Source organism: Arenibacter sp. ARW7G5Y1, assembly GCF_003201775.1.
Classification (GTDB): Bacteria; Bacteroidota; Bacteroidia; order Flavobacteriales; family Flavobacteriaceae; genus Arenibacter.
Genome location: NZ_QJJZ01000006.1, coordinates 14,869 through 27,176, shown reverse-complemented (window position 1 = coordinate 27,176; position 12,308 = coordinate 14,869). Strand labels below are relative to the sequence as shown.

12 protein-coding genes are annotated in these 12,308 nt (G+C 40.6%); 7 read left to right on the top strand and 5 right to left on the bottom strand.

Annotated elements, in window-relative coordinates; all coding sequences use genetic code 11:
* Positions 1-43: 43 nt before the first annotated feature.
* Complete coding sequence (locus C7972_RS10350) at positions 44-505, bottom strand: ASCH domain-containing protein (protein ID WP_110356110.1); 462 nt, start codon at positions 503-505, stop codon at positions 44-46.
* Positions 506-566: 61 nt separating this feature from the next.
* Entirely contained in the window at positions 567-2,270 is a 1,704-nt protein-coding gene (locus tag C7972_RS10345) for a GMC oxidoreductase (protein WP_110356109.1), read from the bottom strand.
* A 144-nt stretch (positions 2,271-2,414) separates the two neighbouring features.
* Here C7972_RS10345 and C7972_RS10340 point away from each other — a divergent pair, with 144 nt between their 5' ends.
* From C7972_RS10340 to nadD, 7 genes are all read left to right on the top strand, one after another.
* The gene (locus C7972_RS10340; protein ID WP_110356108.1) at positions 2,415-3,467 is read left to right on the top strand and encodes a sugar phosphate isomerase/epimerase; all 1,053 of its coding nucleotides are present in this window, start codon (positions 2,415-2,417) and stop codon (positions 3,465-3,467) included.
* A gap of 16 nt (positions 3,468-3,483) precedes the next feature.
* The gene (locus tag C7972_RS10335; RefSeq protein WP_110356107.1) at positions 3,484-4,251 is read left to right on the top strand and encodes a DUF1080 domain-containing protein; all 768 of its coding nucleotides are present in this window, start codon (positions 3,484-3,486) and stop codon (positions 4,249-4,251) included.
* A gap of 18 nt (positions 4,252-4,269) precedes the next feature.
* A complete protein-coding gene (locus C7972_RS10330) occupies positions 4,270-5,100 on the top strand; it encodes a DUF1080 domain-containing protein (RefSeq protein ID WP_110356295.1) in 831 nt (276 codons plus the stop codon).
* Entirely contained in the window at positions 5,101-5,472 is a 372-nt protein-coding gene (locus tag C7972_RS10325; RefSeq protein ID WP_110356106.1) for an SdpI family protein, read from the top strand.
* Positions 5,473-5,586: 114 nt separating this feature from the next.
* A complete protein-coding gene (locus tag C7972_RS10320) occupies positions 5,587-6,444 on the top strand; it encodes a YicC/YloC family endoribonuclease (protein ID WP_110356105.1) in 858 nt (285 codons plus the stop codon).
* The gene (gene gmk, locus C7972_RS10315) at positions 6,444-7,034 is read left to right on the top strand and encodes a guanylate kinase (protein ID WP_110356104.1); all 591 of its coding nucleotides are present in this window, start codon (positions 6,444-6,446) and stop codon (positions 7,032-7,034) included. Before C7972_RS10320 ends, gmk begins: the two co-directional genes overlap by 1 nt.
* Before the next feature lie 80 nt (positions 7,035-7,114).
* On the top strand, positions 7,115-7,702 hold the full coding sequence (gene nadD / locus C7972_RS10310) for a nicotinate (nicotinamide) nucleotide adenylyltransferase (protein WP_110356103.1): 588 nt from the start codon (positions 7,115-7,117) through the stop codon (positions 7,700-7,702).
* A 77-nt stretch (positions 7,703-7,779) separates the two neighbouring features.
* On the opposite strand, the gene C7972_RS10305 is transcribed toward nadD, so the two are convergent.
* The 3 genes from C7972_RS10305 to C7972_RS10295 all read right to left on the bottom strand — a co-directional run bounded on the left by C7972_RS10305 (position 7,780) and on the right by C7972_RS10295 (position 12,086).
* Positions 7,780-8,511: a DUF6503 family protein gene (locus C7972_RS10305; RefSeq protein WP_110356102.1), complete on the bottom strand. Its 732-nt coding sequence runs from the start codon at positions 8,509-8,511 to the stop codon at positions 7,780-7,782.
* A 27-nt stretch (positions 8,512-8,538) separates the two neighbouring features.
* A complete protein-coding gene (locus tag C7972_RS10300; protein WP_110356101.1) occupies positions 8,539-10,806 on the bottom strand; it encodes an inorganic phosphate transporter in 2,268 nt (755 codons plus the stop codon).
* Between the two features lie 74 nt (positions 10,807-10,880).
* Positions 10,881-12,086: a porin gene (locus C7972_RS10295; RefSeq protein WP_110356100.1), complete on the bottom strand. Its 1,206-nt coding sequence runs from the start codon at positions 12,084-12,086 to the stop codon at positions 10,881-10,883.
* Positions 12,087-12,308: the final 222 nt, after the last annotated feature.

The following is a 12,308-nucleotide window of genomic DNA, read 5'->3' as shown; positions in this document are numbered from 1 at the left end:
AAAAAAGGGTCGCATTTGCGGCCCTTTTTAATGTAAAGGATTCTCATCCGTATATTTTTTCAAACTCTACACAGACCACGATCATACTTTCTCGAGGAACACGTTCAAAAGGGGCCAATTCACGTGAGAAATAATCCCAATGGAACTTTTTCCAATGTTCCAGACTTTTATCGCCCAAGCAGTCCAATTGTACATACTCTTTGCTAATACTAAAGAACGGCTTTAGTTTTACAGCTGTTGTCCTAATGATACATTTTGCTTTGCCGCTCCAATCCGTAAGGATTATAAAGGCACCTATTTTGGGAAGTGGCTCTTTTCTGTATTGCAGGCCCAAAAGGGAAAAGGTGGTCGCTTTCTTAAGGTTTTTGATGACCAGTTCCACCCCGTGGTCTGCATCTTGTTCATTGTCGCTAAAGTGTAACACTTTAGGGGCTTCTTCAAAAGCAAATTCCAAGTGGGCATCCAAAAAATCACCCCACATATTTCTAGCCGAAGCATTGTCCATTTTAATTAGGTCTAAGGTTTAACAGTAACGATTTAAAACATTAATTATTTCTCGAAGGATATTATGAAAATGTACCCTCTTTCAATTGTTTGGCAGCATGATTTGCAGCCCTGGCGGTAAATGCCATATAGGTCAATGAGGGATTTACACAATTTGAAGAGGTCATAAAAGCACCATCGGTGACGTAAACATTGGGAACGAGATGTACTTGATTGTTTTTGTTCAGGATTGAAGTTTTGGGGTCGTGCCCCATACGGGCACCGCCCATTTCATGGATTCCCAATCCTGGCCCGGAAGCTTCCTCATAGGCGTTTACATCTTTAAATCCTGCCGCTTCAAACATTTCCACAATAACTTTTATGATATCCTTGCGCATATTCAATTCGTTCTCCTTAAACTCTACATCAAAGGCCAGTTGTGGAAGCCCCCATTTATCTTTTTCAGTAGGGCTTAAGGTAACCCTGTTGTCATCATAGGGAAGGAATTCACCAAAACCGGTGACACCTATGGTCCAATGCCCTGGCTTTAGTATGGTTTCCTTGAGTTCTTTTCCAAATCCCAATTCCCCAATGGCTTCCGACCAATCACCTCTACTGGCCGTACCTTGAAACCCGAAGCCACGAATATACCCATCACGTTTGGTCCTTTCGTCCAAATTTACAAATCGGGGAATATAAAAACCATTGGCACGGCGACCCTTATAATATTTGTCCAAATATCCATCTACATTAGCGGTTGCCCCTAATTTATAGTGATGGTCCATAATTCCTCTTCCCAAGGCATCCGAGTCATTTCCAAGACCGTTTGGGAAGCGTTCACTTTTAGATTGCAATAAAATACCCACAGAGGCCATGGATGACGCACAAAGAAAAATAATACGGGCTTTGAACTCCATTTTTTCGTTGGTCTCCGCATCTATCACCTTTACGCCGGTCGCTCTTTTTGTTTTATCGTCATAGACAACTTCGTAAACAATGGAATTGGGTCTGAGCGTCATATTGCCCGTTCTTTCGGCGGCCGGCAAAGTGGATGAATTGCTGCTAAAATAGCCTCCGAAAGGGCAGCCGCGCCAGCATCTATCTCGATTTTGACATACTCCACGACCTTCAAAATCTGCATTTGGATCTGTAATATGTGCCGTACGGCCAATGGTCACCAAACGGCCGTCATCAAATGTTTCCTCGATAGATTTTTGAAAGTCTTCCTCTACACAATTTAATTTCATGGCGGGTTGAAATTTGCCATCGGGCAATTGCTTTAGCCCCAGGGGCTCACCACTTACCCCTATATATTCCTCAACTTTGTCATACCAGGGCGCAATGTCCCTATATCTAACAGGCCAATCAATACCAATACCCTCCTTTTTGTTGGCTTCAAAATCAATATCACTCCATCGGTAACTCTGTCTGCCCCATGTTAAGGAACGTCCGCCCACCTGATATCCTCTAATCCAATCAAACCGTTTGGTTTCAACGTAAGGATGCTCCAGGTCGTTTACAAAGAAATGCTTATTGCTTTCCACCGGTGCCCAATTCAACCTACTTTGTATGTGATATTTCTCCCTATCCGTTTTGGATAATTCACCTTTTAACTGATAATCCCAGGGATCGTCGTTCATTGTGGGATAATCTTCGATATGCTTTACCATTCGACCTCTTTCCAGCACCAAAGTCCTTAACCCATTCTCACAAAGTTCTTTAGCTGCCCAGCCCCCACTAATTCCAGTACCTACAACAATGGCATCAAATATTTCACCTTGATTCATTCTAAATTTCTTGTTTTAATTCTGATGCTTTTCCTATATTTATGACTTCGCATTTGTAGGTATATGCTACAAACTTTAAATATAGGATTTTTATCCTAAATGTTAACAGAGGTTATTTTCAATTATACTTAATAAAAAATCAAAATGAAGACAATTAAAGGGCCGGCAGTATTTTTAGCGCAATTTGTTGATGAAAAAGCACCATTCAATTCCTTGGATGGCTTGTGTAAATGGGCATCCGATTTAGGATATAAGGGAATACAAATACCTACATGGGTAGATTTTCTAATCGATTTGGATAAGGCTGCCGAGAGTCAGACTTACTGTGATGAGCTAAAGGGAAAGATAAATTCCTATGGATTGGAAATTACAGAGTTGTCCACCCATTTGCAAGGACAATTGGTAGCAGTGAATCCTGCCTACGATTTGATGTTCGACAACTTTGCGCCGGACCAGGTGAAGAATAATCCAAAGGCACGAACCGAATGGGCCATTGATGTTGTTAAAAAAGGGGCCACGGCGAGTCGTAGGCTTGGACTAAATGCACATGCCACCTTCTCTGGCTCCCTACTTTGGCATACCGCCCATCCTTGGCCTCAAAGACCTGCAGGATTGGTAGAAATGGGCTTTGAAGAACTGGCCAAAAGATGGTTGCCCATTCTGGATCACTTTGACAAGGAAGGTGTGGACGTATGTTACGAAATTCATCCAGGTGAAGATCTACATGATGGGGATACTTTTGAACGTTTTTTGGCGGCCACCGGGAACCATAAACGTGTTAATATTTTGTACGATCCTAGCCATTTTGTACTTCAGCAGTTAGATTACATTGCCTATATAGACCATTATCACGAATTCATAAAATCTTTTCACGTTAAGGACTCCGAATTTAATCCAACTGGAAAAAAAGGTGCCTTTGGGGGCTTTAATGATTGGGGCGACAGGGCAGGAAGATATCGTTCATTAGGGGATGGGCAAATAGATTTCAAATCCATTTTCTCTAAATTAACCCAGTACGGATGCGATGTGTGGGCCGTGATGGAATGGGAGTGTTGTATAAAGAGCCCGGAGCAGGGAGCTAGGGAAGGCGCCAAGTTTATCCAAGAGCATATTATTGAAGCCACTGAAAAGACCTTTGATGATTTCGCCGGGGCGGCCATAGATAAATCAGTATTGAAGAAAATATTAGGACTTTAAAATAAATATAAGGGAAATGAAAAAATTAATATTTAGCAGCTTGATCGCCGTTATGGTAATGGGATGTAAGGAAAAATCGGACAAAAAGACCGTAGATTCGGATGCTGTGACCAATTCGGAGCAAGAAACCCCAGCTACCAATGTCATGGAAAACGAATGGCAAGTACTTTTTGATGGGACAAATTTCGATGCCTGGAAAAGGTACTTGGAGGATGGTGTAGGGGATGCCTGGAAAATAGAGGATGGTGCCATGGTATACTATCCGCCAAAAGAGCGCAAAAAGGGGGAGAAATACAATTTAGTGACCAAGGAAGACTTTACCAACTTTGTACTATCCGTAGATTGGAAAATTTCGGAAGGTGGTAATAGTGGTATTTTTTGGGGAGTCAAGGAGGTGGAAAGTCTTCCAGAGGCCTACCATTCCGGACCGGAAATCCAAGTTTTGGACAACCAAAAACACCCTGACGCCAAAAATGGGCCTGTAAGACAGGCTGGAGCTTTGTACGATATGGTTGGTCCTAGTGAGGATGTTACCAAACCTGTAGGGGAATGGAATACCTGTGTTATCACAGTAAATCATAAAACCAATAAGGGGAATGTGGTGTTGAATGGTACGGAAGTGGCTTCTTTCCCTGTACACGGAGAGGAATGGGAGGCTATGATCTCCAAATCCAAATTTAAGGGTTCCGAACATTTTGGGAAGTATAGAACTGGAAAAATAGGTTTACAGGATCACGGGGATATAGTGTCCTATAGAAATATTAAAATTAAATCATTGGACTAAATCTATATTGGAATGCTTATGGGAATAAGACTAATTTTTATCCCTTTTTTATCGATTTTGGTTTTGGCCTGTAAGGATAAAGTTTCGGTGGATGCCTTGGAGTCAAGGGGAACAGAAACCGGGGGGGAAGAGATTGTGGTTCATTCGGAATATGCAGGTATAGAACCCACTACTCCTGAGGAGACCGAATTGTATAAACCAGTACCAGCTGTAGTTAATCCCTATGACCCCATAAAAAAAGTTCCCAGTGATGCCATTGTACTTTTTGGCGGGGACAATTTGGATAATTGGATCAGCTCAAGGGATAGTACCGCGGCCAAATGGATAGTGAACAATGATGGCAGTATGACTGTTAATAATAAAACAGGGGATATACAGACGGTACAAAACTTTGGAAGTATTCAATTGCACCTGGAATGGAAATCTCCTGCGGAAATACAGGGTAAAGGTCAAAGTAGGGGCAATAGCGGTGTCTTTTTAAATGGGCTGTATGAGGTACAGGTCTTGGACAACAATGATAATGACACCTATGTTAATGGACAGGTGGGCTCTATTTACAAGCAGCACGTGCCCCTCGCCATGGCTTCGGTGCCCACAGGGGAATGGAATATATATGATATTATTTATCATGCTCCTGAATTCAATGATGAAGGGGATAAAATTAAATCTGGGACCATAACGGTTTTACATAATGGCGTACTGATTCAGGACAATGTTGAAATTAAGGGAACCACTCCCTATATTGGCTGGCCCAAAAACCCTGCACATGGCAAGGGGCCTTTAAGACTACAGGACCATGGGGACAATAGTAGGGTTAGCTATAGGAATATTTGGGTAAGGGAACTTTAAATGGAATGGGTGTTTTTTCTTGGAGCCACAGGGCCCGGTCTACTATTTATTATTTTTTCCTGGTACTATAGGGCATTCCCTCCCAAAAGCATTAATTTTATTTATGGTTACCGTACAAGGAAAAGTATGAGGAATCAAGAGACATGGGATTTTGGTAACAAAATAGGAGCCAAAATGTTTTTTTATGTGGGCGTGTCCTCCTTGATAGTAGGTGCGGCCACTTATTTCATTTCTCCTCCATGGTCCTTTGGTATTTCCATTTTTTTCCTTGTGGTTGCTGCATTTGTAGGCATATTTTGGTGCGAACAGCAATTGGCGGATAATTTTGATAAAAATGGGAAACGAATTCATAAAGGTGGTAAACCCAATTAGGGAAGTGTTCAAAATGGTGTTTATGGTCTCCATGAACTACTTTGGACAGTACTGGACTATCGAGATATACAAACCTCAATTTTAATTACCTTTGACAAATTCTAAAAATATTTTATGATCCAATCTATGACAGGGTTTGGGAAGCATGTTATTCAACTTCCTTCGAAAAAAATTACCATCGAAATTAAATCGCTGAACAGTAAAAGTCTCGATTTAAATGCTAGAATACCATCCACCTATAGGGAAAAGGAATTGGAACTGCGCAGGACTATTGCAGGTTCATTGGTCAGGGGCAAGGTAGATTTCGGACTTTATATAGAAAATACGGGTGCAGAGACCTCTTCAGAGGTGAACGAAGTGGTAGTAAGGCAATATATGAAGCAATTGGGACATATTGTTTCGGGCAATGAAATGGGTTTGTTGGAAATTGCTATGCGAATGCCCGATACTATGAAAACGGAACGGGAGGATATTGATGAAGAGGAATATAAGATCATTAAGGAATCCTTGGAGGAAGCCCTTAAGGAAATAAACATTTTTAGAACGGAGGAGGGAAAGGTTTTGGAAGCCGATTTTGAGGCCAGAATAAGTGTTTTAAAGAACTTATTGGAACAAGTGGCACAAATGGACCCCGATAGGCTTCTAACGATCAGGGAGCGACTGGAGAAGGCCGTGGCGGACCTAAAGGCCGATCTGGATACCAATCGCTTTGAACAAGAGCTGATATATTATCTTGAGAAATATGATATTACGGAAGAAAAGGTCCGTTTGCTAAATCACTTGGATTATTTTGCCGCTACGCTTAAATCTGATGACTCCAATGGTAAGAAGCTAGGCTTTATAAGTCAGGAAATAGGGAGGGAAATCAATACCATTGGTTCCAAGGCAAACTTTGCCCCAATGCAACAGTTGGTCGTGCAAATGAAGGATGAATTGGAAAAGATCAAAGAACAAATGCTTAACGTTTTATAATGAAAGGAGGAAAATTAATTATTTTTTCTGCCCCTTCGGGCAGTGGAAAAACTACCATTGTCAAACATCTATTAAACCAGCCAGAGCTAAATTTGGCTTTTTCCATTTCAGCTACCTCCCGGCCTAGGAGAGGTAAGGAAAAGCATGGGGAGCATTATTATTTTATGACCTTGTCCGAATTTAAGAGACATATTAAAAATGATGATTTTTTGGAATGGGAGGAAGTCTATAGGGACAATTTCTATGGGACCTTAAAAAGTGAGGTAGACCGACTTTGGGCAGAGGGTAAAAATGTCATTTTTGATATAGATGTAGTTGGGGGTCTGCGGATAAAGAAGAAGTTTCCTGATCAGACACTTGCCGTTTTTGTGAAACCTCCCAGTGTTGATGAACTCAAAATTAGGTTGAAAAAACGCAGTACGGAATCCGAGGATAAAATAAATATGCGGATTGCGAAAGCTTCGGTAGAGTTGGCGACCGCCCCTCAGTTCGATGCGGTGATTAAGAATTACGATTTGGATACCGCTTTGAATGAGGCCCATAAATTGGTGGCAGAATATGTAGGTGTTGAAGTTAAAAGTAAAATATAGGAAACAGGGTCTGGTACAGATTGGCCCTCGCAAATAGGATTAGTGTACTCCTTGAATAATGATACTGCATCAAGTTTCGTATGAATAAAAAAATTGGACTTTATTTTGGCACCTTCAATCCGATCCATATAGGGCATTTGGTGATAGCCAATTATATGGTAGAGTTTTCCGATCTGGACGAGGTCTGGTTTGTGGTTACTCCACAAAGTCCTTTTAAAACCAAGAAAAGCCTGCTGGACAATCATCATCGTTATCAGCTGGTAACCGAAGCTACCCTGGATTATCCCAAATTAAAACCTAGCAAAATTGAGTTTGATCTGCCCCAGCCCAATTATACAGTAAACACCCTTGCCTATCTTCTTGAAAAATATGATGATAAACATGATTTTTGTTTGATAATGGGGGAGGATAATTTAAAAGGGCTACATAAATGGAAGAACTTTGAGGTAATTTTGGAAAACCATTACATTTATGTCTACCCAAGGATATCCGAAGGGGAAGTGGTGCATCGTTTTAAGAATCACGATAGGATCCAACGGGTGGATGCTCCAATCATGGAAATATCCTCCACCTTTATTAGGGCGCAACATAAATTGGGTAAAAATGTAAGACCTATGCTTCCGGAAAGAGTCTGGAAATATATGGATGAAATGAATTTTTATAGATAGGTCATTAGGGGGTTTTACTCGATAATCAAGATTTAAATGCTCTGACGCTTGCGTCGAAATCAAATTTGAATTTTCTTTCAATGCCTCGCGGGCTTGCCCTGAGATAGTTTACTCAAAATGTCCGTTCCTAAATATTGATCGTTTTTATTGTAGTACCATGCCCTAGTCTTAGGAATTTTTACATTGTTGATTATCTCTTCTCCTGATAATAGAATGTATTCACCATCATTTTTGGATTCATCATGGAAGAATTGATAGGCTTCCATGGCATAGCTGGAAGGATTAAAATAAAAATACCAGGTATCTGTTCCCACTTCCTTTGAATAAGTAACCTTTAGTACCAAATAGTTCTTGCCTTTAAAGGTTTTGGTATCAACAAGTGGGTCTAAAAGGGTCCCCGGGTCTTTTAATTTCATTGGAAGGCCATAGAGATAGGTGTAGTAATCCCTCATTTTTTTGGACCGCTCACAGGAGATATTATGGGTTGCCCTATCTTTTTCTGAGATAATGGCCTTACCATCAATTTTCAAAATACATGTATCCCTGACCATAATCTGTTCCAGGGTTTTCCCAGCCATATTTGTGGTCAACTTAAAGGAGGATGCGGGCCGGTCAATGTTGATGAGGCTTTTTCGGATATCCCCTTTGGGCGATTCCATGGTCACTGTAAAATCATTCTTAAAGGAGTGCCAATTGTTGTTGGGGTCATGATATTCAATAGCCTTATCCAGGAGTTCGGATCCGGATATCCCCTGGCCCAAACATCCCGTAGCATGTATAAAACATATTATTATAAATAAGTATTTCATGCAAACTTATAATTGAAGGGAACACTATTACACTTCCAATTTGGCAGGTATTACCGTACTATCGTGTTCGTTGTAATAGAGCTCCAAAAGGTTCATGGTAGCGTTGATAAAATCTTTTGTCTCCAGAAGAAAAGTAAAATACAGAGTAGTATTTTTTGGGCTGGATTCTTCGGTACGTGTCCTAGCAATCTGCTTTTCTATTTTTTGCGAAACCATATCCAAAAGTGCTTGTTTACTGGCAAAAATTTCACCAATACGATCAAAAGATCTAGTTTCAAAAGCCGCCTTTGTTGCACTTAGTAATTTTTGCAATTCAAGGTCTATTTCTTTTAACTCTTTTATCTGGTTGTATTTTAATTTTTTATGGTTATTGTGGATGTGTTTATGGCTTATCTTGTTCAGATATTCCAAGGATTGGGCCATATCTTGCAAATACCCTAAAATGTTGATATATAGGTTACTGGCCCCAACACTTGCCTCATCCAGATTCTTGATGAAATAGAATATATGATCTCGTAATTCATCTATTTCGTCAGAAAGTTTACCAACACCTTTTTTGTTCTTTTTCAATAGCTCCAAATCCTGTTTGGCAAGTCCGTCGATGATGTGGGTGTATATTTTGTTACTTCTTTTCGCCACATTGGAAATATTGTCCGCACTTTCTTCGATCACCCCTTGGATAGAGCTGCTTTCAGCCTTTCTTAAACTGTCTTCCGCCCGGATTTCCTTGGATTTTTTGTTGTGTGAAATATAATTTCTTACCAACAAGAGGATTGCCAACAATAACAGAACCGCCACCATGGAGGGTACATGTATATTGATAAGTGAAACTATAACTGCGGCAGAAACAAAGGCTATAATGGCCGTAAAGAACCAGCCTCCAATGACATTCAATACTCCGGCAACCCGGTAAACGGCACTTTCAGCTCCCCAAGCCCTATCGGCCAAAGAGGTTCCCATTGCTACCATAAATGTTACATAGGTAGTGGATAATGGCAATTTGTACGAGGTGGCCACGGATATCAGCACCCCGGCAACCATCAAATTAACGGAAGCCCTTACCATATCAAAAGCTGGCATTTCAAACGTTTTATCTTTGGAAAGGGGTATAACGGGCTTTTTAAAATTGGAATCTATTTTTTCCTGTAGGGCTTTTGGTAAAAGGGCAGAGGTGACCGTAGACAACATCATAGCCGATCTAACTATTCCCCTTGATAAAAAATTGGGTTGAAAACGCTCCTTGGATTCCCCTTCCCTAGATAGGTTAATTTCGGTTTGGGTTACATAACGTGCCTTTTTGGAAAACCATAAGGTAAGTACCATGACCATTCCTGCTACGAACAATAGAATAGTGGGGGTAGGAACTTTTTCGGCCAACACTGTCATGCTAAATTCGGTTGCAGGAACCCCTGAAGCTTGCCAAGCCTCAAAAGATTGCCAAGCGGCGATGGGGACTCCAATAAAGTTAACAAGGTCGTTCCCGGCAAAGGCAAGTGCCAAGGCAAATGTACCTACTATAATAATGAGTTTATACACGTCGTATTTCAATATTACCGAAATAATATAAGATACCAGGGTCCAAAGTACAAGGCTTCCAATGATAATGGTGCCGGTATTGTTTTTTATATAATCCAGAACATTATCACTTACAAAAGTAGCCCCTTTTAAACCTTTTATAAGAATGAAATAGGTGATTGCTGTCAGGGCAATACCTCCGAAGAGCGCTCCTATTATCTTAGCCTTTTTTCTAAAGTCGAAAGAAAGTAGAATACGGGACAGATATTGAACCATGGCTCCTATGGAAAAGGCAATTACAACGGAAAGCAAGATGCCCAAAATAATTTCAGTAGCCTTTGAAGTGTTTATATAATTGTAAATATCAATATAGTCGCCCCCACTTGAGGCAATTTTTATAAAGGACATGGCTACCGAGGCTCCCAACAGTTCAAAGACGATGGATACCGTTGTGGAAGTGGGCATCCCAACCGTGTTGAAAAAATCCAATAACAGGATATCGGTAATCATTACCGCCATGAAAATTATCATAATTTCGCTGAACATGAATTCACCTGGGTGAAAGATTCCCTTACGGGCCACCTCCATCATTCCACTGGAAAAAATGGCACCTATGGCTATACCCAAACTGGCCACTATCATAATGGTCCTGAACGAAATGGCTTTGGAGCCAATTGCGGAATTTAAAAAGTTAACGGCGTCATTGCTAACCCCAACTACCAAATCTGCTATTGCCAAGAAGGCAAGGGCAATGATCATTAATAAATATAAATTGTCCATTATCTTATAAAAATAGTTTGCAAATATCTAAAGTCTCTAGGTTCGTAACGTTATCTTAAGGTTATATTTTATTCTTAAAAATGTACATCCAATTGCAGTCTGTACATTAATTCATCAGGGCCACTGCCAACAGATAGATAGCTAATATCCGTTTGCACCTTCAATTTGTGGCCAACAATATATTTTGAAAGTCCTAGGGTGTATTGATTTTTAGGGTTTTCTATGGTAATATTATTCTCCAGTTCTATGTTGGTGTATCTTCCGGAAATTTCCCAATTACTGTTTAAAAGATATCCGGTTTGCAGATTTAATCCGTGCCCTATCTGCACTGTCTCCCCGGTCTGAAAACCGTCCATATTTCTCGCAATGGGGTCTTCGGCATCCCTATATGCGTATTCGGCCATAAAGGAGAATCCGTTATACTTAAACATGGCATCTAGAAATAGGGTGTTGATATCGGTTTGGTGAAAACCGAAGTCGGTTACCATATATGTCCCTTGGCTACCTCTGGTCTTAACCGCATTGAGGTTCAGGTTGTACGTGGCGGCCACCATCAGTTTTGGGGATTTTTCCCTTTTTAAATCGCCTCCACTATATTCGCCACCTCTTTTAAATTCACCAAATGGAAGTAGTTCCACGCGTCCGCTGTATTGATGGCCACCTAGATTTCCAGTGGTGATATTTCTACCTTCTCCTTGCGAAATTGCGATTATTTCGCGTATCACAAATGTATCCGTTAGATGGGAGTGGTGTCTAAGTTGAATGCCCATATCCCTGTCTAAGGTAAACTGACCATTTAATAGGGAACGGTCCACCATTTGAAGATTGCCTGAAGAAATAATCCGCTCCATATTGCCGGGCAGTTTGGTTTGGCCTACCCAAAGTTCAAAATTTTGATAGAAATTCCACATTATTACGGCGTCCAGTATATAACGTGGGGCGTTACCAGTGTATTTGGAACCACCGGAAATATCCCTGTTGGACAATCCCAACTCCAGTTTGTAACGAAGTTTAGGGGAATATACAAATCCATCAAATTTTAACCTTGCCCTTCTTATCAAAGCATTAAAATCGGGGTCTGTATAATTTCCGTTGGGATTTTCAGTCCAAGTCGTGCTACTCAAAAATTGCATTCTAGCCGCAATCTTGGAGCTCCAGGTACTGTCCTTGCCCATCAAATTAAAAAGACCTTTGCCAAATTCGGGGGCATTGGGTTCTTGAGAATAGGATATAAAAAGTGAGCACAATGCAAGCCCTAGGGCTAAGCATTTCATTTTCATATAGTATTAGTTTTTGTCGAGGACAAAGTACCAATATATATGTTAATTTAATGTTAACTTAGGAATAATATTAGTTTAAATAAAAAGCTACCTTGGCCAGAGGTAGCTTCCGATTTCACATCAATAGTCGACAAAAACTAATAGTTACAATGAAACCAAGATAGTCTTAAGACAAATGCTAAGATGGGGATTGCTAATAAACCCATTGTAATCTTAACTTTA

Bases quoted from the DNA above. Each gene is read 5' to 3' on its own strand.
- C7972_RS10335 (WP_110356107.1), top strand. From the start codon at position 3,484: ATGAAAAAATTAATATTTAGCAGCTTGATCGCCGTTATGGTAATGGGA.
- C7972_RS10305 (WP_110356102.1), bottom strand. From the start codon at position 8,511: ATGAAATACTTATTTATAATAATATGTTTTATACATGCTACGGGATGT.
- C7972_RS10340 (WP_110356108.1), top strand. From the start codon at position 2,415: ATGAAGACAATTAAAGGGCCGGCAGTATTTTTAGCGCAATTTGTTGAT.
- C7972_RS10330 (WP_110356295.1), top strand. From the start codon at position 4,270: ATGGGAATAAGACTAATTTTTATCCCTTTTTTATCGATTTTGGTTTTG.
- C7972_RS10350 (WP_110356110.1), bottom strand. From the start codon at position 505: ATGGACAATGCTTCGGCTAGAAATATGTGGGGTGATTTTTTGGATGCC.
- C7972_RS10300 (WP_110356101.1), bottom strand. From the start codon at position 10,806: ATGGACAATTTATATTTATTAATGATCATTGCCCTTGCCTTCTTGGCA.
- C7972_RS10295 (WP_110356100.1), bottom strand. From the start codon at position 12,086: ATGAAAATGAAATGCTTAGCCCTAGGGCTTGCATTGTGCTCACTTTTT.
- nadD (WP_110356103.1), top strand. From the start codon at position 7,115: ATGAATAAAAAAATTGGACTTTATTTTGGCACCTTCAATCCGATCCAT.
- C7972_RS10345 (WP_110356109.1), bottom strand. From the start codon at position 2,270: ATGAATCAAGGTGAAATATTTGATGCCATTGTTGTAGGTACTGGAATT.
- C7972_RS10320 (WP_110356105.1), top strand. From the start codon at position 5,587: ATGATCCAATCTATGACAGGGTTTGGGAAGCATGTTATTCAACTTCCT.
- gmk (WP_110356104.1), top strand. From the start codon at position 6,444: ATGAAAGGAGGAAAATTAATTATTTTTTCTGCCCCTTCGGGCAGTGGA.
- C7972_RS10325 (WP_110356106.1), top strand. From the start codon at position 5,101: ATGGAATGGGTGTTTTTTCTTGGAGCCACAGGGCCCGGTCTACTATTT.